20 protein-coding genes are annotated in these 21950 nt (G+C 56.5%); 5 read left to right on the forward strand and 15 right to left on the reverse strand.

Annotation, left to right across the window (positions count from 1 at the left end):
• The first annotated feature begins 24 nt into the window (after positions 1 to 24).
• Positions 25 to 462: a D-aminoacyl-tRNA deacylase gene (dtd, locus tag FJV47_RS00370; protein WP_159609166.1), complete on the forward strand. Its 438-nt coding sequence runs from the start codon at positions 25 to 27 to the stop codon at positions 460 to 462.
• On the opposite strand, the gene FJV47_RS00375 is transcribed toward dtd, so the two are convergent.
• From FJV47_RS00375 to hisS, 4 genes are all read right to left on the reverse strand, one after another.
• Positions 459 to 788 carry a PadR family transcriptional regulator gene (locus FJV47_RS00375; RefSeq protein ID WP_159609167.1) on the reverse strand — a complete coding sequence of 110 codons (330 nt, stop codon included), beginning with the start codon at positions 786 to 788 and terminating at the stop codon, positions 459 to 461. The two genes, dtd and FJV47_RS00375, sit on opposite strands and share 4 nt — an antisense overlap.
• On the reverse strand, positions 781 to 1899 hold the full coding sequence (locus FJV47_RS00380; protein ID WP_159609168.1) for a hypothetical protein: 1119 nt from the start codon (positions 1897 to 1899) through the stop codon (positions 781 to 783). The genes FJV47_RS00375 and FJV47_RS00380 overlap by 8 nt, the downstream gene beginning before the upstream one ends.
• Positions 1900 to 2047: 148 nt before the next feature.
• Complete coding sequence (gene aspS, locus FJV47_RS00385; RefSeq protein WP_159609169.1) at positions 2048 to 3850, reverse strand: aspartate--tRNA ligase; 1803 nt, start codon at positions 3848 to 3850, stop codon at positions 2048 to 2050.
• 91 nt (positions 3851 to 3941) lie between these two features.
• Positions 3942 to 5264, reverse strand: a complete 1323-nt coding sequence (gene hisS / locus FJV47_RS00390; protein WP_159609170.1) for a histidine--tRNA ligase — start codon at positions 5262 to 5264, stop codon at positions 3942 to 3944.
• Positions 5265 to 5406: 142 nt separating this feature from the next.
• On the opposite strand from hisS, the gene FJV47_RS00395 reads away from it, so the two are divergent.
• Positions 5407 to 6765, forward strand: coding sequence for a DUF349 domain-containing protein (locus FJV47_RS00395; protein WP_159609171.1), 1359 nt, complete (start codon positions 5407 to 5409; stop codon positions 6763 to 6765).
• Positions 6766 to 6825: 60 nt separating this feature from the next.
• Positions 6826 to 7449 (forward strand): hypothetical protein, encoded by a 624-nt coding sequence (locus FJV47_RS00400; protein WP_159609172.1) that lies wholly within the window; start codon positions 6826 to 6828, stop codon positions 7447 to 7449.
• On the opposite strand, the gene FJV47_RS00405 is transcribed toward FJV47_RS00400, so the two are convergent.
• The 10 genes from FJV47_RS00405 to FJV47_RS00450 form a co-directional block, all read right to left on the reverse strand.
• Entirely contained in the window at positions 7446 to 9713 is a 2268-nt protein-coding gene (locus FJV47_RS00405; protein ID WP_159609173.1) for a bifunctional (p)ppGpp synthetase/guanosine-3',5'-bis(diphosphate) 3'-pyrophosphohydrolase, read from the reverse strand. The two genes, FJV47_RS00400 and FJV47_RS00405, sit on opposite strands and share 4 nt — an antisense overlap.
• 233 nt (positions 9714 to 9946) lie before the next feature.
• Positions 9947 to 10915, reverse strand: a complete 969-nt coding sequence (gene secF, locus FJV47_RS00410) for a protein translocase subunit SecF (RefSeq protein WP_159609174.1) — start codon at positions 10913 to 10915, stop codon at positions 9947 to 9949.
• Positions 10908 to 12641: a protein translocase subunit SecD gene (gene secD, locus FJV47_RS00415; protein ID WP_159609175.1), complete on the reverse strand. Its 1734-nt coding sequence runs from the start codon at positions 12639 to 12641 to the stop codon at positions 10908 to 10910. Before secD ends, secF begins: the two co-directional genes overlap by 8 nt.
• 59 nt (positions 12642 to 12700) lie before the next feature.
• Entirely contained in the window at positions 12701 to 13117 is a 417-nt protein-coding gene (gene yajC, locus FJV47_RS00420) for a preprotein translocase subunit YajC (protein WP_159609176.1), read from the reverse strand.
• Between the two features lie 187 nt (positions 13118 to 13304).
• Positions 13305 to 14354 carry a Holliday junction branch migration DNA helicase RuvB gene (gene ruvB / locus FJV47_RS00425; protein WP_159609177.1) on the reverse strand — a complete coding sequence of 350 codons (1050 nt, stop codon included), beginning with the start codon at positions 14352 to 14354 and terminating at the stop codon, positions 13305 to 13307.
• Between the two features lie 24 nt (positions 14355 to 14378).
• Positions 14379 to 14996 carry a Holliday junction branch migration protein RuvA gene (gene ruvA, locus FJV47_RS00430; protein WP_159609178.1) on the reverse strand — a complete coding sequence of 206 codons (618 nt, stop codon included), beginning with the start codon at positions 14994 to 14996 and terminating at the stop codon, positions 14379 to 14381.
• Between the two features lie 92 nt (positions 14997 to 15088).
• Entirely contained in the window at positions 15089 to 15688 is a 600-nt protein-coding gene (gene ruvC, locus FJV47_RS00435; protein ID WP_159609179.1) for a crossover junction endodeoxyribonuclease RuvC, read from the reverse strand.
• A gap of 3 nt (positions 15689 to 15691) precedes the next feature.
• Positions 15692 to 16450 carry a YebC/PmpR family DNA-binding transcriptional regulator gene (locus FJV47_RS00440; RefSeq protein ID WP_159609180.1) on the reverse strand — a complete coding sequence of 253 codons (759 nt, stop codon included), beginning with the start codon at positions 16448 to 16450 and terminating at the stop codon, positions 15692 to 15694.
• Between the two features lie 3 nt (positions 16451 to 16453).
• Positions 16454 to 17065, reverse strand: a complete 612-nt coding sequence (gene pdxT / locus FJV47_RS00445) for a pyridoxal 5'-phosphate synthase glutaminase subunit PdxT (protein ID WP_159609181.1) — start codon at positions 17063 to 17065, stop codon at positions 16454 to 16456.
• Positions 17066 to 17189: 124 nt separating this feature from the next.
• Positions 17190 to 18401, reverse strand: a complete 1212-nt coding sequence (locus FJV47_RS00450) for a CapA family protein (protein WP_159609182.1) — start codon at positions 18399 to 18401, stop codon at positions 17190 to 17192.
• Between the two features lie 91 nt (positions 18402 to 18492).
• Between FJV47_RS00450 and FJV47_RS00455 the strand changes: the two genes are divergently transcribed.
• Positions 18493 to 20490, forward strand: coding sequence for a M3 family metallopeptidase (locus FJV47_RS00455; RefSeq protein WP_370514856.1), 1998 nt, complete (start codon positions 18493 to 18495; stop codon positions 20488 to 20490).
• A complete protein-coding gene (locus FJV47_RS00460; RefSeq protein ID WP_159609184.1) occupies positions 20490 to 21254 on the forward strand; it encodes a GNAT family N-acetyltransferase in 765 nt (254 codons plus the stop codon). Before FJV47_RS00455 ends, FJV47_RS00460 begins: the two co-directional genes overlap by 1 nt.
• Positions 21255 to 21327: 73 nt before the next feature.
• On the opposite strand, the gene FJV47_RS00465 is transcribed toward FJV47_RS00460, so the two are convergent.
• Complete coding sequence (locus FJV47_RS00465) at positions 21328 to 21888, reverse strand: dihydrofolate reductase family protein (protein WP_159609185.1); 561 nt, start codon at positions 21886 to 21888, stop codon at positions 21328 to 21330.
• Positions 21889 to 21950: the final 62 nt, after the last annotated feature.

Consider the following 21950-nt stretch of genomic DNA (forward strand, 5'->3'; position numbering starts at 1 on the left):
CAATCTACCGAGAGGATTTTGCGCATGCGCGCCGTTGTTCAGGTTGCTAGCACCGCCCATGTTGAAGTTGAAGGGGAGGTTGTCGGGCAGTTGGACTCCCCAGGCTTGGTGATCTTGCTCGGCGTGACTCACGATGACGATCAAAGAACCGCTCGCAAAGTTGCTGAGAAGATCTGGCACCTGCGCATTATGGACGAAGAGACCTCCGCGGCGGGTAATAACGCACCGCTGCTGGTGATCAGCCAGTTCACTTTGTACGGTTCGGTGCGCAAAGGGCGCCGGCCTTCGTGGTCTGATGCTGCGCCCGGTCCGGTGAGCGAGCCATTGTATGAATACTTCGTGGCGTACTTGCGCGAGCTCGGTGCCCATGTCGAGACCGGACGCTTTGGCGCGATGATGGACGTGTCGCTGGTGAATAACGGCCCGTTCACGGTGATCGTTGATTCTGCGGATCTGGCCTAGTTCCCGGTGGATTGTACGAGTGCGGCTAGCTTGGCGAAGCTATCACGCTGGCCGGCCAATTCGGCTCGACCAGCGGCGGCTAGTTCATAGACCTTCCGACCAGGCCCGCCCTGGCCGTCTTGCCACCGGGTTTTCACGAGGCCGGCGGCTTCGAGCTTAGCCAACGCGGGGTAAAGCGTGGCTCCCTTGATCGGCCCGAACCCGCGTTCTTGTAGTGATTTGGACAGCGCGTAGCCGTGGGCCTGGCCGTCGGAGAGTTCTGCGAGCAGGAGCAAAGGTAGCATCGCGCGCTGCCAGCTTCCCGGGATTGGCGCTTGCTTACTCATCCCTGCCATCTTCTAGCCCGCGAGCCTGGGCGCGCCTTTCGGCAAGCTTGGATTCCACATATTCTGCGCGGTTTACGGGGCGCAACTCGTAGAGGGTCACCGCTGCAAAAATCAGAAGACATACTGCGAAGAAGATATCCCATCCGCTCCGGTCCGGGGCGATTACCTCCGGCACGGTGCTGAAGCTGAAGAGACATACGGAGACTAGCGGCAGCATGCGACGCAGCAACCAGCGCCGTTTCAGCGCTGTGCCGGTGTTCACTGACAGGCCGATGGCGAATTCACCTGGCGTGCCGAACTCTTGCGTAATGCTGGCCCCTCCGTCGTCCTTGCTCATATTTGACCAGTGCTCGCGGGCGGGTTCCAGAGCGGACGCCGCTTCCCTGCTGCGCATTCCGTAGCGCCCGCGCAGCAATCGGGTGGTTTCGGCAAACCATGCTTCCGGATCCGTGAAAGCATAGGCATCACCGCGTACTGTCGCAGGCTCTTCATTCCATGGCAGCCAAAATACGCCGATACCAAGCGCCACGCCCAGGACTGGTGCCAGCCAGTTAGGCAGCGGCATGGCCTCCTCGCCGCCGAGTACCGCGATCAGTACGGCCGCGGCGATGGAAACAGCGATTCCGGAGAATCCCAGCACCCATGATCGCGCAAATTTACCTTTCAACCGGTAGAACCACCACAGGTGCCCGGATAAGGCGATTCCCGTGCCTGCACTCAGGGCTGCCAGCTGCCAGAAATGCCACGAGTTCGAGGTCCATCCGTCGCGAAATCCGATCAACGTGCCAAAACCAGCGCAGAGCAGGCCAACAACGAGCCCGAAGCCGCTCAGGAGCAGTACGCTGCTGTTGATCGGCATCTCCGAATCGGCGAGCTGCTGCGGGGTCAGACGCGCATAAGCCCGACCTTCGCCGAATTCAGTGGCATCGCCAAAGAGTTCTTCTGCGCTTTGACCGCTGTCGTGGATGGTCTCCAGTGCTGTGCTCAGTTCTGCAGCGCACTGGGAATCGTTCAGGTCCTTCCACCACATGGCGATATTGAAGTCCTGCGCCCATTTGCGGTCGCCATCAGGGTAGAGCTCGATGATGTCATTGGGTTCTGCCGAGGCCACAGGGCTCTCCTAGGATCAAGATAACTAGGTTGAAAACTAACCTAGTATTAAAACCAGCTTTAATCTACTTTTTGGCTCATCTGATGCAAAAAGAAGCCGGAGGCAACGCATAACTGCGTTGCCTCCGGCTTCTTAGACTTTCCGAAGCTTACTTGGCTTCTGCTTCAGCCTTCTCGGTCTCTTCGACCTTCTTCTTTTCAGGCTTGAAGTCGATGCCAGCTTCCTTACGCTGCTGCGGGGTAATTGGTGCAGGAGCCGCGGTCAGTGGATCGAATCCGCCACCGGTCTTCGGGAAGGCGATAACGTCGCGGATGGACTCTGAGTTGGTCAGCAACTGCAGAACGCGGTCCCAGCCCAGTGCGATGCCGCCATGTGGTGGGGCACCGTACTTGAAGCCTTCAAGCAGGAAGCCGAACTGAGTATCTGCCTGCTCTTGGGTGACACCCATGAGCTTGAAGACACGTTCCTGAACTTCGCGCTGGTGGATACGGATCGAACCGCCACCAATTTCATTACCGTTGCAGACGATGTCGTAGGCGTAGGACAGGGCCGATGCTGGATCGGTGTCAAAGGTGTCCATGAACTCTGGCTTAGGGCTGGTGAACGCGTGGTGCACAGCGGTCCAAGCTCCAGCGCCCACGGCCACGTCGCCCGAGGCGACAGCGTCCGAAGCGGCTTCGAACATCGGTGCATCGACGATCCAGACGAAAGCCCAGTCGCCTTCCTTGATCAAACCGGTGCGGTGACCGATTTCAACACGGACCGAACCGAGCAGTGCGCGGGACTCGTTCTTCTTGCCAGCGGAGAAGAAGATGCAGTCGCCGGCAGCTGCGCCGGTAGCAGCAGCCAGACCGGCCTTTTCTTCGTCTGAAAGGTTCTTAGCCACTGGACCAGCCAGCTCGCCATCTTCCTTAATCAGTACGTAAGCCAAGCCCTTGGCACCGCGCTGCTTAGCAAATTCCTGCCAAGCATCCAGGGTACGACGTGGCTGGGACGCACCGCCAGGCATGACCACAGCGCCAACGTACTCGGACTGGAAGACCTTGAAGGAGGTGTTCGCGAAGTACTCGGTCATTTCGGTCAGTTCCAGGCCGAAGCGCAGATCTGGCTTGTCCGAACCGTACTTGGCCATGGCCTCCGAGTACGCCATGCGGCGGATTGGGGTCGGGACCTGTACGTCGATCAGGCTCCACAGCTCAGAAACCAGCTTCTCGCCAAGCTCGATGATGTCATCTTCTTCAACGAATGAAGCTTCGATATCCAGCTGGGTGAACTCTGGCTGGCGGTCCGCGCGGAAGTCCTCATCGCGGTAGCAGCGAGCGATCTGGTAGTACTTCTCAAAGCCGCCAACCTGCAGCAGCTGCTTGAACAGCTGTGGGGACTGTGGAAGTGCGTACCACGAACCTGGGGTCAGGCGCGCCGGCACGACGAAGTCGCGGGCACCTTCGGGGGTGGAACGGGTCAGCGTTGGGGTCTCGATCTCGATGTAGCCCTGATCGTGCAAAAGGTTGCGGGCGATGCGGTTGGCCTCGGAGCGCAGACGGATATTGCGGGCCGGTGTGGGACGACGCAGGTCCAGGTAGCGGTGGCGCAGACGCGCCTCTTCGCCAACCTCAACGTGCTCGTCAACTTGGAAAGGCAAAGGGGCCGCGGTGTTCAGCACGGTGACGGTGTCAGCGATAACTTCGATCTGCCCGGTAGGCAGGTTCGGGTTCTCGTTGCCTTCTGGACGACGCTCGACGGTGCCGACGATCTGCAGCACGAACTCATTGCGCAGCGGGTGGAAGTCCTCTTCATCACGTACCACAACCTGGGCTACGCCCGAGGCATCACGCAGATCCAAGAAGGCGACACCACCGTGGTCACGGCGACGTGCGACCCAGCCGGTGAGGGTAACCTGCTGTCCAATGTGCTCAGCGTTCAAGACGCCCAGCTGATGAGTGCGTAGCACTACGATCCTTTCGGTCGGGTGGGAAAGTTTCTCCCCATGAACTTTAGTGCACCTTGAGAAGGTGCCGGTGCGGGCGAAAAAGCCCTAGGTATTAACTGATGGCGATTTTCAGGTCTTCGGCTGCGGGGGCCCAAGTACTTGGGTCAGCGGTGACCTGCTCGCCGGAACGAATGTCCTTGACCTCGTTGGTGCCATCATTCTGGGTGAACCAGACGAAAGGAATCCCGCGACGATCGGCAAATTTGATCTGCTTGCCAAACTTCTCTGCACTGGCTGCCACCTCGCAGGCAATGCCGCGCTCGCGCAGCTGGGAGGCGACATCCTGAGCTTCGTGCCATGAATCCTCGTTGGCCAAGGTGACATATACCACCGAGGGAACCGAGCGGCTGGCGGTGACAACCTCTTCAGCCAAGATGCGCGAGATCAGACGGGTAACACCGATGGAAAGGCCAACGCCTGGGTAATTCTTTTTACCCTTTGAGGCCAGTGATTCGTAGCGACCACCGGAACAGATCGAACCCAATGATTCGTGACCAACCAACACGGTTTCATAGACCGTGCCGGTGTAGTAATCCAGTCCACGGGCGATGGACAGATCGGCCATGACCTTGCCCGGGGCACGCTTGGAAGCAGCGTCGATCACCTGAGATAGCTCGTCGAGACCAGTATCGAGCAGTTCGTGGGAGACACCCAGTGCGCGGACCTCGTCAACAAATGAGGTATCTAGGGTGCGGATCTTTGCCAGTGCCAGAGCGGCGTCGGCTTGTTCGCGCGTTGCGCCAACTTCCTCCACCAGGATCTTGGCGACTGCTTCATCGCCGATCTTTTCCAGCTTGTCGATGGCGCGCAAAACAGCATCTGGATCTTCCAGACCGAGCCCGCGGTAGAAGCCTTCTGCTAGTTTGCGGTTGTTCACGCGCAAGCGGAAGTCGCCGATAGGCAAGGCAGAGAGTGCATCGGCAATGGTTAGCGCGAGTTCCACATCGTAGCTAAATGGCAAGCTACCATCGCCAACAACGTCAATATCGGCCTGGGTGAATTCGCGGAAGCGACCATCCTGCGGGCGTTCGCCACGCCAAACCTTCTGCATCTGGTATCGACGGAATGGGAAGGCCAGGTGTCCAGCGTTTTCCACTACGTAGCGCGCAAAAGGCACGGTGAGGTCAAAGTGCAGGGCTAGGGCATTGGGATCGTTCTTGTCATCTTCGGCAGCCAGACGGGACAGACCGTAGACTTCCTTATCAATTTCGCCCTTGCGAAGAAGCTGTGCACGTGTTTCCACGGCGCGGGTTTCGATATTGGCGAAACCATGCAATTCAAAGACATGACGCAAGGTGTCCAGCACGTGCTGTTCAACAGCCCGTTCAGCTGGAAGCCATTCCGGGAAACCTGATAGTGAGGCCTTGCGTGCCATGAAACTCCTTAGTGCAAATTGGGCTACCAATACATCTTAAGCCTGTTTTGCAAGAAACCTGTGCACGTCGGCTTACTAAGAAACGGAGGTCACAGGTAGAGTTGGCTAAAGCAAGTGCTCGTACAGTGAAAGAGTTTCAGCGGTGACCACCAGTCAGCAATCCGACGACAGCCAGAAGACCCCATTGCCACAGGCTCAGAAGCCTGCCGCAAAGCCGGTCGTAGCGCCTAGCGTCGCACACACCACTCCCCTTGATGAAGCGGCTAAATTTGCCCGCGTCACCGAGGACGGCCACGTCTTTGTCATCATCGACGGTGAAGAATTCCCAGTGGGTCAGTATCCCGACGCTACGCAGGAAGAAGCCTTGGGCTACTTTGTGCGCAAATATGACGATGCGATCTCTCAGCTCATGCTCTTGGAGCAGCGTGTCGTGGCCAAGGCCCCGGCCGGAGAGTTGAGCAAGGCTGTCTCCACCCTCTCGGCGACCGTCGCAGAGCGCCACATGGTTGGCGACATTCCTGCACTGGAAACCCGTCTTGAAAACGTTCGTGTTGCCGTTGAGAGCTTGAACAATGAACAGCGCAAGGCGCATGATGCAGCGCGCGCAGAACAGCAGGCGATTCGCGAAGCGATCGTGGAGCAGGCCGAGGCCATGGCCGAAAAGCGTCCGGAGCAGATTCAGTGGAAGACCGCTTCGGCGTCCATGAACGAATTGTTCGAGCAGTGGAAAGCTTCCCAGCGTTCCTCGGTTCGTTTGCCACGGGCTACCGAAGATGCGTTGTGGAAGCGATTCCGCGCTGCACGCACCGTCTTTGATCGTCACCGTCGCGCGTACTTCTCGCAGCTTGACTCCACCAACGCGTCCGCAAAGGCCGTCAAGGAAGAGCTGATCGCTCGCGCAGAGGCTCTGCAGAGCTCCACGGACTGGGCCGCCACCGCTGCCGAGTACCGCAAGCTCATGGATGAGTGGAAGAAGTCACGTCGTGCTTCGCGTAAGGACGATGACCAGCTTTGGGGTCGCTTCCGCGCGGCTCAGGATGTTTTCTTCCAGGCTCGTTCAGAGGCCAACGCTAAGATTGACGCTGAATACTCTGCGAACCTGGTGGTCAAGGAAGCCCTGCTTGAAGAAGCACGCGCCTTGTTGCCTATCAAGGATCTGGCCACCGCCAAGACCAAGCTAGAGAAGATCCGCGATCGTTGGGAAGCTGCCGGCAAAGTTCCGCGCAACGACCTGCAGCGTGTTGAATCGGCTCTGCGTCAGGTTGAAGATGCGGTCAAGGGTGCTGAAGATGAGCAGTGGCGCCGTTCCAACCCGGAGACCAAGGCGCGCTCCAATTCGATGCTCTCCCAGCTCCAGGACACCATCTCTGCATTGGAAGATGACCTGGCTGCAGCTCAGGCTAAGGGAAATGCGAAGCAGATCGAGAAGGCTCAAGAGGCTCTTGATGCTCGCCGCATGTGGTTGAACACTCTAGAGAAGTCGGCTGCCGATTTTCAGTAAGTAATCCACAGATCGTCAGTACACCGTCAACGCGACGGCGCTTACTGGTTCAGTAGCTACATGGAATCTAGAAATTACCAGGCTACCGAGTCAGGCGCCGTCGCGTTGCGCATTCCCGAAGATCTTTGGATCGCCGGCCAAATGTTTAGCCGTAACGAGCTTTACGCTATGGCCTCCAACGGCTTACTACGTGAAGTTCTGGGCGATTGCTTTTTGCCCCACAAATTTCAGATCACGCCTTCGCTCAGGGCACGTATCGCAGCTTTTGCTTGTGGCCGGGAACTGAATTCCGGTGCAGTACTAGCGCGACAAACCGCGGCCTGGATCCACGGTTTGCTGCCAGAGGTCTACACGCTATGCATCTACACCCGCAGCTACCATCGACCATTCCAGCCAGCTTTCGGGTTGACTGCCGAATTCATGCAAACCAGAGTGCCCGACACGCAGATGGTTTTTCGCAGCAGGGTGAAGGTGACATCTGCGCTACGCAGCGTCTGCGATTGTGCGCAATATGACCCGCTTCCGGTCGCTACCCGGGTTTTGACTAACGCTATCAGCCTGCACGACCCGTATCTGAACTATGAGTCGATTACGCAGGCCCTTGTAAGGTGCGAACCATCCGCAGAACGCTCGCGCGCCCTACGTCTGGTCGAATCCTTTACCGATATCGCCCAAGCAGCCTAACGTCGTGAGCCCGCCGTCGTACGGTAGACGTCGTACACTCCGTCAATGCGACGGACTTGGTTCAATACGTGGTTCAGGAACTTAGGGTCACCCATTTCAAAGGAGAAACGGGACAGCGCCACACGATCCTTACTAGTCTGTACCGACGCCGACAAGATGTTCAGATGGCTCTCGGAAAGAATGCGCGTGACATCAGAGAGCAACGACTTTCGGTCCAAGGCCTCTACCTGGATCTCCACGAGGAAAACTCCGTGATGTTTCGCGGCCCATGAAACGTTAACTAGACGGTCTGGCTGGGTCGAAAGCTGTACGAGATTAAGACAGTCAGTGCGGTGAACAGAGACACCCGTACCACGGGTGACGAAACCTTGAATTTCATCCGGTGGGACAGGAGTACAGCAACGAGCCAGCTTAACAAGTACGTCGCCAACGCCTTCGACAATCACGCCGGCGTCATTGCCCGTTGTCGCACTTGGAGCGTTCGGTCGAACAACTACTTCCTCATCGACTTGTTCGGCCTCTGGAGGGCCAATGAGGGCCGTCAGATGTTCAATGACGTTCTGAGCGCTCGTATGCCCATCACCTACGGACTGATACAGAGCAGAAATGTCCGTGTGGTGAAGTTCGTTGGCAACGGTCGTGAGCAAATCATGGGTCATCAACTTCTGCAGCGGCAGATGGTTTCGACGAAGCTCCTTGGTCAGCAGCTCCTTGCCCTTTTCGATGGCTTCTTCTCTGCGTTCCTTGGAGAAGTAACCACGAATTTTCGCTTTGGCGCGAGGAGACTTAACAAAGTTCTGCCAGTCCTGGGACGGCCCAGCGCTCTCGGCCTTCGAAGTGAAGACCTCGACTACGTCGCCTTGTTTCAACTCGGTGTGTAACGGCACGAGCTTGCCGTTGACGCGGCTACCTATGGTTCGGTGGCCAACGTCGGTGTGTATGGAGTACGCGAAGTCTACCGGGGTCGCTCCCACAGGAAGAGACATGATGTCTCCCTTAGGGGTGTAGACGTAAACTTCGGCGGAGCTAATGGTGTAGCGCAGGCCATCGAGGAACTCTTCGGAGTCAGTCGTGTCCGCCTGCCACTCCATCAAGGAGCGCAACCAGTCCATGTTTTGCTCTGGAGAAAGCATCGAGTTGGCAGTTTGACCATGCTTGTACTGGAAATGCGCAGCCACACCATATTCTGCACGCACGTGCATATCGTGGGTACGGATCTGTATTTCAACCGGCTTACCTTCGGGACCCATCACTGTAGTGTGTAGCGACTGGTAGAGGTTCAGCTTCGGAATCGCGATGTAGTCTTTGAAGCGGTTTGGCAGAGGATTCCATTGTGCGTGGACCACACCCAGCGCGCCATAACAATCTTTAACGGTGTCAACAAGAATGCGGACACCCATCAAGTCATGGATGTCGTCAAAGTCTTTACCGCGAACGATCATCTTCTGATAGATCGAGTAGTAGTGCTTAGGACGGCCGGAAACAGACGCGTGAATTGCTACATTGCCCAAGTCGCCGTTGAGTGTCTGGCGGATGGAAGCCAAATATTTTTCGCGTTCCGGGGTGCGATCCCCCACCATACGCACGATCTCTTGATACACCTTGGGATGTAGCGCAGCGAAAGAGAGATCTTCCAATTCCCACTTCACGGTGTTCATACCAAGGCGGTGCGCCAGCGGAGCGAAGATCTCTAAGGTCTCTTTGGCTTTTCGCGACGAGGATTCTTGGGAGACGTAACGCCAGGTTCGAGCGTTGTGCAGACGGTCGGCGAGTTTGATCAGCAGCACTCGGATGTCGCGTGACATCGCAACGACCATTTTGCGAACGGTTTCGGCCGGAGCTGCATCACCGTAGGTGACTTTGTCCAGCTTGGTCACGCCATCAACGAGCATGGCGATTTCTTCGGAGAATTCTTTTTTGACTGATTCGAGTGAATACTCGGTGTCTTCTACGGTGTCGTGCAATAGGGCCGCAGCAAGTATTGCGCCGGTCATTCCCATCTCCGCGAGAATGGTCGCTACGGCCACCGGGTGGGTGATATAAGGGTCGCCGCTCTTACGCTTTTGACCTTCGTGGTATTTTTCGGCCACTTCATAGGCGTGTACCAAGAGATCCAGGTCTGCCCGGGGATGCTTGGATTTCACCGTGCGCAATAACGGTTCAAGCGTTGGCGAGGTACCCGGTGTATTTCCGCGCCCGGCGAAGCGCACTAGACGGGAAATTGAGCGTCGTTTCGAATTGTTCAGGTTAGGCGTATTAGCCATGCCCCGCTCCTTCCCCATTGCCACCATGTCCGCTGACTACTGTGAGACAGCCAGAAGTTACGTGGTGGTAGTTTCCGGTCATAGACACCTCTACAACCTTGCACTTAAAAACACCTTGTTTGGTTCATTTGTTATAGCACGTTCGGCCGGTGACAACTAATTACACCGCTTCACGTAATGGCAAAGAGGCACTCCCAGCATGCGCTGGAAGTGCCTCTTTGCATAGTTCTAGACTAGTCCTGAGCGAACTTCTTTGTATGTTCAACAACATCGTCATCGTTGCGACGCAGCCATTGATACAGCGGTGCCTGCACGAACAATGTGGAGAGCGCCGAAATGATAATACCGACGAACAAGGCCAGTGAAAGGTCCTTGAGCGTACCGGCACCCAACAGGTAGGAGCCGATGAACAAAATTGCAGCGACTGGCAGAACAGCAACAACCGAGGTGTTGATCGAGCGAACCAGGGTCTGGTTCACAGCCAGGTTCACCAGCTGCTCGAAGCTTCTACGCGTTTGCTTGGTGAAATTCTTCGTATTCTCTCGAACCTTGTCGAAGACCACCACCGTGTCATAGAGCGAGTAGCTCAGAATCGTCAAGAATCCAATGATCGCACTTGGCGTGATCTCAAAACCGGTGAGCGAGTAGATTCCAGCGGTTACGATGATCACCACGAACAGTCCGACGATTGCGGCCAATGACATCTTCCAGGTGCGGAAGTAGACAGCCATCAGCAACCCGACCAGCACCACGAAGGCTACAAGACCGACCAGGGCTTGGCGGGATACGTCCTGACCCCAGGTAGGACCGATGAAGTTACTGGTCACTTCCTTTGGCTGAACGTCGTAGCCTTCAGCGAGCTTGGTGGCGATTTCTAGAGTCTGATCATCGCTCAAGCGTTCGGTCTGAACGCGCATGGTGTTCTGCGCAATGTTGGTGACCGTAGCTTCAGAACCTGAGGCCACCGAGGTAACTGCGTTTTCACCGATCTTGATGTCAGTACTCTGCACATTCGAGACAGTGAACTCGGAACCACCACGGAAATCGATACCTAGATTGAATCCACCCTTAACCACGGGTACCAGGATCGAAAGAATCACCAATGCGCCGGCGATGGCGAACCACAGACGGTGCTTGGAGGTGAACGGGTAGGAACGTTTGCCGGTGTAGAGCTCGTTACCCCACGTCACTAGCTTATTCATTGTTCTCCTCCTGCGCCTTGGACTGCGCCTTGCCAGGCTCCGAAGACTTCAGTGCTTCTGCGCGACGACGCTCAGCAATGGTCATGCGCTTGGCTGCTTCACCAGAGGCCTTGGCGTTCTTCTTGCCACGGTTGGCTTCAGCGTTGGCGCCGAACTGACGGATCTGACCGGCACCCTTGTACAACGGTTCAACACCGAGCAACGAAGGATCCAAGCCTGAGAGTCGGTGACCGTCGGCAAAGAAGCGGGTGCGTGCAAGCAGTACCAACGTTGGGTGGGTCAGACCGTAGACCACGACAAGGTCAATGATCGCGGTTAGGCCCAGCGTAAAGGCGAAGCCTCGCACGTTACCCACGGCCACGATATACAGCACAACTGCAGCAAGAAGGTTCACGGCCTTCGAAGCCAAAATGGTGCGCTTTGCGCGGCCCCAGCCGATCTCCACGGCGCTAGCCAGCGGACGGCCCTCACGCAGCTCATCTCGAACGCGTTCGAAGTAGACGATGAACGAGTCAGCGATCAAACCGATAGCCACAATCAGACCAGCAACACCGGCCAAGGACAGTCGGTAGTTCATTCCCCAACCAAGTAGCACCAGGGCCAAGTAGGTCAGGACGCCCGAGACCAACAGGGATGCGATGGTTACCAGACCCAGCGCACGGTACTGGAACAGCGAGTAGATGAACACCAGAACCAGACCGATAACGCCAGCGATCAAACCTGCTTGAAGCTGGTCTGCACCGAGGGTAGCCGAGACCTGACGTTCGGACTGGATGTCGAAGCTGATCGGCAGCGCGCCGTACTTCAGCTGTTCGGCTAGCGCTTGTGAAGACTCCTGGGTGAAGCCACCGGAGATCTGAGGTCGCCCATCGGAAATTACCGCATTGGTGGTTGGAGCCGAAATAGTTTCGCCGTCAAGCACGATCGCAAACTGGTTCTGAGCGCCCTGAAGCGCGACCAGTCGCTGAGTGGTGTCGGCGAAAGTCTTGGTGCCCTGCTGGTTGAACTCAATGACAACAACCCATTCGCCGGTCACCGAACCATTGGTACCGCGAGCCATTTGAGCATAAGCGTCAGAAATCTGGTCGCCGGGGATTTCCTGCGGGCCCAAGATGTACTTCGACTGCGTACCGGCATCGCAAGAAATCATCGGCTTCTTAGGGTCAGCTTCTTCTCCGCTGTCCTTCGCCAACTCAGTTTTGCAGTCGTACGCTTCGAACTGCTTATACAGATCCGCGGTCACCCAACTGGTGTCCGAACCATTCTTTGGCTCGTCCTTTGGATTAGGCAGATCAGCTTTGGCAGTGCGCTGGTCCTTCGGAGTCGCTTCGTAACTGCCAGATACGAGTACCGGACGGAACTCCATTGCTGCTGAAGCCTGAATCAGGTCACGTGTGGCCTGATCAGGGATGCCTGGCATGGAAACAACCACGTTGCGACCGGACTGGGTGGTGACTTCAGCTTCGGTAACACCGTTGCCGTTGACACGTTGTCGAATAATCGACACCGCCTGATCCAGCTGTTCCTGGTTGATCGTCTGATTGCCCTGAACCCTAGGGGCCAGGATCATCTCGGTGCCGCCTTCAAGGTCAAGGGCTAACTTTGGCCCCCACGCGGTTTTACCTGTCGTCGCACCAGCCACCAGCACGCCGGTTGCGATGATGAAGACGATCAGTAACCACAGCAACGCCTTGCGCGCCTGCTTCACTGGTCTGATTGATGACATCTACTGTGCTTTCTAGTTTTGGTGGCCGTACGTTCGCGCCACCGCTGACAACCCTGGACTTAGGAGTTGCGTTCGTCCTTGCCCTCGTCGTTAAGGCGACGCAGGGACTCTTCAGGGGTTTCAGCGACATCGTTGGTTGCTTCAGTGCGCTCTGCAACAGGCGCAGCAGCCGCAGCTGGTTCGTTATCCAAGAAAGTGGAAATTGCCTGGCGGTGCAAGGTCAGCACTACGCCGTTGGCGACCTCGACCTGAACGCGATCCTCTGCGTCAACGCCCACGATGGTGCCGAAGATGCCCGAATTGGTCATGACCTTAGCGCCAGGAACGGTGTTGGTCTTCAGCTTCTCCTGCTGCGCAGCCTGCTTCTTGCGGCCACGGAACATCATGAAGATCAGCACTGCGAACAGTGCGACCATCAGGATGAGTGATGGGCTGAAGCCGCCACCAGCGGCCTGGGCGATCACGGGGGAATTCACGTATTTACCTGCTAACGATTCGTTGCGTTTTAATCAAAAGATCTGGGATGCTGCGGCGCTCGGGTGCGAGCGATAACAGCAAAGACGCCCCACCGTACCCGCAAACGGGTATAGGTCAGGCGTCTTTAGTCTAATCGGTCACGGTCTAGGGTCGAACCATTTACGCGAGCAGTGAAGCGTTACTTGCCTAATCCTCATCGGATTCATAGCTTTGTGCGCTGGCAAAGATCGCGTCCTTAGGCATTTTCAGTCCCAGATGCTCCCATGCTCCGGGCATCGCGATCCTTCCACGCGGGGTACGACCCATTAATCCTTCGCGCACCAAATATGGTTCGGCGACGGTCTCGACTGTTTCGGTTTCTTCGCCTACGGCAATGGCTAGGGTGGAAAGCCCCACCGGTCCCCCACCAAATTTAGTGCACAGTGCTTCAAGCACGCCTCGGTCCAGACGATCCAACCCGCGCGCATCTACCTCGTACATGTCCAGCGCAGCGGCCGCAGCTTTGTGGTCGATCTCTTCGAGCTTGTGAACCAGCGCCCAGTCACGGACTCGACGCAACAGACGGTTGGCAATACGAGGGGTGCCTCGTGAACGGCCTGCGATTTCGGTGAATGCTAGTGAGGTGACGCTGAGATCCAGCATCATTGCAGAACGGCGCAGCACTAGTTCAAGTTCTTTGACTGCGTAAAACTCTAGATGACCGGTAAATCCGAAACGATCGCGAAGCGGCCCTGGAAGCAACCCTGCGCGAGTAGTTGCCCCCACCAAAGTGAATGGTGGTAGTTCCAGTGGGATCGCGGTGGCTCCAGCACCCTTGCCAACGACGATGTCCACCCGGAAATCCTCCATGGCCATGTAGAGCATTTCCTCTGCAGGACGAGACATGCGGTGGATTTCGTCCAAGAACAGAACTTCACCTTCAGTCAATGAGGAAAGAATCGCAGCGAGGTCTCCAGCATGCTGAATAGCTGGGCCCGATGAGATGCGCAGTGGAGCATTCATCTCGGCGGCAATGATCATCGACAGTGTGGTCTTTCCCAGTCCTGGAGGTCCCGAGAGCAAAACGTGATCTGCGGTGCGTTCGCGAATCTTTGCCGCTTCGAGTACTAGTGAAAGTTGTTGGCGCACTCGGGCCTGGCCCACAAAATCGTCAAGATTGCGTGGACGTAACGCGGCCTCTAGGACGCGCTCTTCGGGCTCACTGCCCGCATTGGTCAGTCCAGTGGAGTCACTCATGATGCTGGTCCTCTCGAACGCGGGTTAGGGTCGGGTTCCGCTGGACATACTACGCAAGGCAGCCCGCAGAATATCGGCAACGTTACCGCCCGAAACGATCTCTGGCTCCGCCTTAGACAGCGACTTAAGGGTGCTCGTGGCATCCTTCTCACTCCAACCCAAACCGGTGAGCGCTTCAATGACCTGGGGCTCCCAAACACTTGCAGTTCCCGCGCCAGCAGGGGTGGATACGGGAGCGCCAGTTGGGACTAGCTTGCCGTTTAGCTCCAGCACGATGCGGCTGGCGCCCTTGGGGCCAATGCCTGAAACCTTGGTAAACGCGGCGGTGTCCTTGGTGTTGGCGGCAATACGCACTTCTTCAGCGCTATGCACCGCAAGAATGGCTAAACCGGTTCGCGGGCCGATGCCGGAGACAGAGATCAGAACCTCAAAAACATCGCGTTCCTCGGCGCCGGCAAACCCAAAGAGGGTCATAGAATCTTCGCGAACCACCATCGAAGTGAACACGGTCGCATCACGGCCGACATGCAAGGTTGCCAATGTTCCCGGGGTGGCGTTGATCAGCATGCCGAAGCCGTTAACATCAATTACCGCGGTATTCAGTGCCACCGCTTGAACGGTGCCGGTCAATGAGCTGATCATGCCACTCCTTGGGATATATATTCGATCGAACTAAGCTTATCGAAGATACCTACGAATAGCGATGTGCGCAGCACACCGGTGGGTCGCCGTTGCTACCGGCGAACGGTTCTTCGCTTGGCTGAGGCCTCAGCAGCAATCCAAGCTTGTTGAGCTCCGGTGAGTTGAGAGGAACCGGTGGCTCCGGCGGCGGAGGCCGATGCATTAGATCCGGAAGCAGCACCTCGCCAACCATGCGCGATAGCCAAGGCCACAGCGTCAGCCGCGTCGGCAGGTTTTGGAGCTTCCTCCAGTCGACAAATTTTAGCTACCATCTTGCCGATGGCGGCCTTGGTGGCCTGACCGGAACCAGTCACCGCGGCTTTGACTTCCGTCGGTGTATGCAGAGCGACCGGTATTCCCCTGCGGGCAGCGGCGGTAATGACTACGCCGGTCACCTGGGCGGTGCCGATCACCGTAGACACGTTGGCCGAGGCAAAAACGCGTTCCAATGCCAGAACATCGGGCTTGTGAAGATCAAGCCAGGCATCAATAGCGTTGGCGATCTTCAGCAAACGCGCGTCCAACGGAGTTCCCGGCGGCGTGCCGGCGACTGTCACATCGATCAGTGACACTTGCCTATTTGCAGCAACGTCGACCACGGCCAGACCACAGCGGGTCAGTCCGGGGTCGACGCCGACAACGCGAAGGGACAAGTCTTACTGCTCTTCGTCCAGCGCGGCGCGAACCTCGTCGGACAGATCAGCGTTGGTGTATACATTCTGCACATCGTCAAGTTCTTCGAGAGCATCGTAGAGCTTGAGGAACTTACGCGCACCATCAACGTCCAGGTCCACCTTCATTGAAGGAAGGAATTCCATTTCGTCGGACTCGTAGGCAATTTCTGCCTCGTCGAGCGCTGCGGCAACTGCACGCAGGTCCGAAGGGTCACAAACGATGGCGAAGTTCTCGTCTTCGTCCAAGATCTCGTCAGCACCAGCGTCCAGGACGGTCATGAGCAGATCGTCCTCGGTCAGCTCACCCTTTGGAAGGCGAACGACACCTTGGCGGTTGAACAGGTAAGCCACCGAGCCTGGGTCAGCAACGGTGCCACCGTTGCGGGTGATGCCAACGCGAACCTCGGAAGCTGCACGGTTCTTATTGTCGGTCAGACATTCGACCAACAACGCCGAACCCTGTGGGCCACGTGCTTCGTAAATGATTTCGGTGTAGTCAACGACTTCACCAGTCAGGCCCGCACCGCGCTTGATAGCGCGGTCGATGTTGTTGACTGGCACGGAGTTCTTTTTGGCCTTGCTAACAGCAAGTTCCAGCGCTGGGTTACCGGAGAGGTCTGCACCGCCGGCACGGGCTGCGACTTCAATGCCCTTAATGAATTTTGCGAAGGCTTTGGCGCGTTTGGCGTCGATCGCAGCCTTCTTGTGCTTAGTGGTTGCCCATTTGGAGTGGCCTGACATGCTTTAAGCGTCTCCTCGCGTGAGTTGGATGAAAAATTCGTGGATCGCCGTGCTGCCGGTGACTTCCGGGTGAAAGCTGGTTGCCAACAAATTTCCCTGACGTACTGCAACAATTCTACCCTGTTCGCGCTCATCTTCCGCCGGAACGGTGCTGATCACCTGTACTTCGGGCCCAACCTGTACCGCAACCGGTGCTCGAATAAAGACTGCTTCGAGATTTTTGCCGTTGAAGTCGAGCCGGTGCTCGAACGAATCAACCTGACGACCGAAAGCGTTACGTCGCACGGTCATGTCAATTCCGCCGAAACTTTGCTGAACCGCTCCCGTGCTAGAAACAGCCGGGTTTTCGATGCGGTCCGCCAGCATGATCATTCCTGCGCAGGAGCCGTAAGTGGGCATGCCTGCTGCAATGCGAGCCTTAATGGGTTCTGCCAGCGAATAATTGCGCGATAGACGATCAATGACGGACGACTCACCGCCGGGTATGACTAATGCGTCAACCCGTTCAAGGTCTTGTGGGGTGCGAACAATCTGGGTTGCTTCACCGAGCCGATCCAACGAAGCAAGATGTTCACGGAAGTCCCCTTGGAGGGCGAGGACGCCGAATTTCAGCATGGGTATGACCTTCAAAGTATGAATTGTTTGGCGCACTTTGCGCCGAAACTACGTTAGCCCTCTGTCGGGTAGCAGTTGATTTTGTTGCACGGTGTGTCGCAGTATCTGACGATCCACTAGTTCGTCAGTCCACCTTCCACGGCTTTAAACCGTCATCGATCGCACCGTAGGCATCGACGGTTTCTGTGGTGCGCGCTAGCGAGGCCTTCGCTTCCTTGGCCGGTAGACATTGGGACGGCTCGAATACTTGGCACCATTTCACCGGCGCTGTTGAAAGCTGATGCGGGACCCACTGAAGATTGCTAACTTCCCATGCTCCAGTTTTCGCATCTGCACCGAACGTAGCTTTCACGCTGATTCCTTCGCGGTTCAAGATCGTGGGGGTAGCGTGCTTGGCGACCGAATTACCCAGGCCGTAGACGATCCAGGTACCGTCATGCTTTTCTATGGGAAGCACCGAATGTGTGTGATGCATGTAGATCAAGTTAAAGGCTCCGGACTCAGCCAGGGTTTGACCTAGTTCTCGCTGCTTAATGCTGGGACGGTCCGTATATTCGGTTCCGTCATGTATCGCTGCCACAACAATCTGTGCGCCAGCCTTTTTGGCCGCTTTGGCGCGGCTAATCAATCTTGTGGTGTCAACTCCGGTATCTACCTGCCAGTCTGAGGCTGCCGCCAGTCCGTTGAGTGAATAAGTGCTGGCAACTACGCCCAGCTTCACTCCTTCAACATCCATAATTGACGGTTTCTGAGAATCCTTTTGCGTTCGATAAGAGCCGGTAGCAAACAGGCCTTGGTCCTGCAGTGCGTCTAAAGTGCGATTAACTCCACCAGTTCCGGCGTCCACCGTGTGGTTGGTAGCTGTGGTGCAACCGTCGTATCCAACATCTTTCAAATCTGAAAGGATCTGCGCCGGGACGGTAAAACGCGGGTAGCCCGAGTAGGGCTCAGTGCCAATGGGAGTTTCCAGATTGCATAGGGCCACATCTGCATCTTGCGCATATGGTGTGAGCCCCTCCAGAAGTGGCGCGAAATCAAAGTCTTTGCCATTGCCGCCAGCCGATTGAGCTGCGGTCTTTGCCTCGTCGAGTAGCTGGGGATGTAACAACACATCACCGGTCACCATAAGCGATATTTCCGCTCGCTCTGCCGAAGCAGAAGCCGGTGGTTTAGTCCCGCGGGTAGCTGAGCTTGTAGTCGTATCGGAGGGAGAATGCGTCGTTGGCAACGAGTCATTCTTCGATGTGTTCTCACTCGCAGAACACCCCGAAAGAAGGGCAAGGCCGAGCGCGCTGACTGTTACGTATCGAATAACGGGGGACCCACGAAGTCGCATGTTTTGAGCGTAGTCGAGTTTTTCACTAAGAGTGTTAATGCAAGCTAAATCACGTCGGTTGTGAAAGCCTATGCTTATGCAAAATCCGCTCTTGACTCCCAGCACGCGCCCCTACCAATGGCCGGCTTTTGATGTATTGACCGCCGAGCACTACTTGGAAGCCGCCGAGCTCGGTGCTGCGGAACAACGTGAAGAACTGCAGCTCATCGTTTCTGATTCTGCCACGCCGTCATTCGCCAATACCTTCCAGGCTCTTGAACGCAGCGGTCAGACGCTACGCCGGGCGATGATGACCTACTTCAGCGTCCTTTCTGCCCACGGAACAGAGCCCATCAGGGCTATTCAGTCGCAAATGTCTGCGATCAATAGCGCGCAAGATGATGAGATTTACCTAAATGAAACCTTGTATTCTCGTTTACAAGGTGTGGATTGCTCGGAGTTGGACAGTGAAGATGCTCGCCTGGCAGAGCAGACGTTGAAAAATTTTGAGCTCTCCGGCGCCGGCCTGGATGAGGCAGATAAACAGAAGCTCAAAGAACTCAACGCGCAACTATCTGAGCTATCGAGCCAATTCGGCAACCGCGTTCTAGAGAATCAGAACGCACACGCGGTGCACTTTGACGCCGTTGAAGAGCTTGCGGGACTGAACGATCAAGCTATCGATTCAGCTGCCCAGGCTGCCAAACAAGCAGGTCATGCCAGCGGATATTTACTGCCCCTAGTCTCGCCAAGCCAGCAGCCACTGCTTGAATCGCTGAGCTCCAGCGAATCTCGCCGAAAGGTTTTTACCGCTTCGATCACCCGCGGTTCAGAAGAGAATCCCACGATTAATCTTGCGGCCCAGATGGCATCTGCGCGCGCTGAACGGGCGCGCCTGCTCGGGTTTACCAATCACGCTGAAACTGTTTTGGCTCAAGCCACGGCGCCGTCCACCGCCGCAGTTGAACAGCGACTTGCTGAGCTGACTGCGGCGGCCACCCTTAACGCGCGCAAGGAAGCGGCGGTACTGGCTAAGGTTGCCGGGCATGAACTGAAATCCTGGGATTGGAAGTACTACTCTAATCAGGTTTTGCGCGACCAGTACGCAGTGGACTCCGAGCAATTGCGAGATTACTTCGAGCTTGATCGCGTTTTGATTGATGGTGTTTTTGCCACCGCTACCAAGCTCTTTGGCATCACTTTCACCGAGCGCTTCGACCTTCCGACGTATCACGAGCAGGTCCGTGTTTTTGAAGTATTCGACGCCGACGGTACTCCATTGGCCCTGTACACCGGTGACTACTTGGCTCGCGATACCAAGAAGGGCGGCGCATGGATGACCAGCTTGCGAGATGCTGCCTCATTCTTAGACGAGTTACCCATCGTGACCAATACGTTGAACATCTCGGCTCCTGCCGAGGGGGAACCAGTCTTGCTGTCGTTGGACGAAACCAACACGTTGTTCCACGAATTCGGTCACGCCTTGCACGGCATGTTCTCCAACGGTAAGTATGCTTCACTGGCCGGAACCGCTGTCCCCCGCGACTTCGTCGAGTTCCCCTCTCAAGTCAACGAAATGTGGGTGCTCGATGAGCAGGTCATCGCTGGTTACGCGCTGCACCACACAACCGGCGAAAAATTAGATTCAGCTACCATTACCAAGATTCGCGACGCCGCGTTGTGGGGTCAGGGTTTTGCCACCACCGAGTACCTTGCTGCCAGTGTCTTGGACTGGGCATGGCACACCATTAGCGCAGGCACCGTCATTGATGATCCGCTGAAGTTTGAACAGCAGGTTCTGGTTGATGCAGGTTTTGATACAGAACTTATTCCCCCGCGTTATCGAACCGGTTACTTCCAGCACATTTTCGCCAATGGATATTCAGCTGGCTACTACTCCTACATCTGGAGTGAAGTACTCGATGCCGACACTGTGCAGTGGTTCGAGGAAAATGGGGGCCTGATGCGCGAAAATGGTAATCGGTTCCGTGAGGAACTACTTTCACGCGGTAATACGCGTGATCCCCTAGAGTCCTATGAATTGTTCCGTGGCCGCACCGCTCGGGTAGAACCGTTGCTGCGCCGTCGAGGATTGGTGAACGCAGAATAATGACGACGATTGCCTCCGCACAGGAAGCACTGAGCCACTGGCATCAGGCACTAGCAGTTGCCACAGGCGGCAAGATTTTTACCACCCACGGGTGCTCGTGGGCATGGCAGCCGGTGCGCAAGCGCTTGATTCTGCTGTTCCCGGAAAGCCCCGAACAATCAGGATTACGCCCTGCCTTGGCTGAGGGTCAGCGTTTGGGTGCCCGCCGGGTCGAAGCATGGGTTAATGCCGGTTCTGACTCGGCTGAACTGAAGGCTGCCGGTTTCTCGGATAACGCTCAAGTATCCTGGCATGCTGGCCCCCTAGCCATTCCGATGGATCGTTGGGCCGGGAAGATCCGCCTAGGCAATAACGTCCCAGAAGCTACCGGCGCTGATGCATCGGAACTGAATGTGACCAACCTGTGGCGTGACTTGAGTAGCCAACTTTCCAGCGGTCATCCCGCGTTGCGCCGTGTTGAGCACGCTTTGGCACGAACCGACGAGGGTGAAATTGTTGGCCGTGGCTTTGCACAGCAGGGCTTGGGCGGACAGTTGATGGTTCATTCCCTTGCGGTTGGCAAGGAACACCGTCGCCAAGGCATCGGCACTGCCTTGCTCCATGGCCTGTCACGTTCCATGATCAACCCGTTGTCGCCACCGGATGAGGAAGTGGCCGTGGAGCTGTTGGCTGCTGCAACTCCGTCCAGTGCGGACTTCTTCAGTGCTAACGGACTGAAGTTGCTTGGCCGCGGCCGGCACATGGTGCTCCGGTCCTGGTCATAACGCTCAAAATTTTTTGCCAAGAAGCCGCCGGGTCACAGGTTTCCCCTGTGACCCGGCGGCCTCTTTGTAGTATTTAGTTAGTGTGTCTCACTCGATAGGTCAGTCGCGCAAAAGGACCGGCCACTCGGGCTTCGGTCAGCGCCAAACGGTCACTACCAATATTTCTTGGCAAGAGCGTAGCCCCGGCCGACACTGCTGCAGGGGCAACGGTCAACGCCAAAATATCGATAGCGTCAATGTCGAAAAATTGGCCGAGGAGCTCGCCACCACCAAGCACCCAAATGTTTTGCTCGCCGGCCAGCCCTCGAATTTCTGGCAGTAGCTCAGCGACAGACCCTTGGACCAGGCGTACATCGGCGCCGTCCGGGATCGGAAGATCCCTAGAAGTAAATACGTAGGTGGTGATTCCCGGATAGTATTCTTGCCACTTGTGCGGATTTTCCAAGAGCTGTTCGTTTTCAAGCATCCACAAGTATGTATTGGCACCCTCTATGTGGACGCGTACGTTCTGTGGCAACAGGTCCGGGTCCGGCTCCTGGGCCCCGGGGACATCAAAGAGCCACTGTAGGCTGTGGTTCTCATCTGCTAGGTAGCCATTAAGCGTCACGGCAGCATCAAAAATGATCTCGCTCATGGACTTCAACTTACTACAGCTTGCGCCCTGTCATCCCAATTCCTCCTACGTCGAGACCGGGT

The organism is Glutamicibacter sp. JC586 (assembly GCF_009805585.1).
GTDB lineage: Bacteria > Actinomycetota > Actinomycetes > Actinomycetales > Micrococcaceae > Glutamicibacter.

What these genes read in the sequence shown, in the direction of transcription:
- dtd (WP_159609166.1), top strand. Translation starts at nt 25, where the DNA reads ATGCGCGCCGTTGTTCAGGTTGCTAGCACCGCCCATGTTGAAGTTGAA.
- FJV47_RS00375 (WP_159609167.1), bottom strand. Translation starts at nt 788, where the DNA reads ATGAGTAAGCAAGCGCCAATCCCGGGAAGCTGGCAGCGCGCGATGCTA.
- hisS (WP_159609170.1), bottom strand. Translation starts at nt 5,264, where the DNA reads ATGGCACGCAAGGCCTCACTATCAGGTTTCCCGGAATGGCTTCCAGCT.
- FJV47_RS00400 (WP_159609172.1), top strand. Translation starts at nt 6,826, where the DNA reads ATGGAATCTAGAAATTACCAGGCTACCGAGTCAGGCGCCGTCGCGTTG.
- FJV47_RS00405 (WP_159609173.1), bottom strand. Translation starts at nt 9,713, where the DNA reads ATGGCTAATACGCCTAACCTGAACAATTCGAAACGACGCTCAATTTCC.
- secF (WP_159609174.1), bottom strand. Translation starts at nt 10,915, where the DNA reads ATGAATAAGCTAGTGACGTGGGGTAACGAGCTCTACACCGGCAAACGT.
- secD (WP_159609175.1), bottom strand. Translation starts at nt 12,641, where the DNA reads ATGTCATCAATCAGACCAGTGAAGCAGGCGCGCAAGGCGTTGCTGTGG.
- ruvB (WP_159609177.1), bottom strand. Translation starts at nt 14,354, where the DNA reads ATGAGTGACTCCACTGGACTGACCAATGCGGGCAGTGAGCCCGAAGAG.
- ruvA (WP_159609178.1), bottom strand. Translation starts at nt 14,996, where the DNA reads ATGATCAGCTCATTGACCGGCACCGTTCAAGCGGTGGCACTGAATACC.
- FJV47_RS00440 (WP_159609180.1), bottom strand. Translation starts at nt 16,450, where the DNA reads ATGTCAGGCCACTCCAAATGGGCAACCACTAAGCACAAGAAGGCTGCG.
- pdxT (WP_159609181.1), bottom strand. Translation starts at nt 17,065, where the DNA reads ATGCTGAAATTCGGCGTCCTCGCCCTCCAAGGGGACTTCCGTGAACAT.
- FJV47_RS00450 (WP_159609182.1), bottom strand. Translation starts at nt 18,401, where the DNA reads ATGCGACTTCGTGGGTCCCCCGTTATTCGATACGTAACAGTCAGCGCG.
- FJV47_RS00460 (WP_159609184.1), top strand. Translation starts at nt 20,490, where the DNA reads ATGACGACGATTGCCTCCGCACAGGAAGCACTGAGCCACTGGCATCAG.
- FJV47_RS00465 (WP_159609185.1), bottom strand. Translation starts at nt 21,888, where the DNA reads ATGAGCGAGATCATTTTTGATGCTGCCGTGACGCTTAATGGCTACCTA.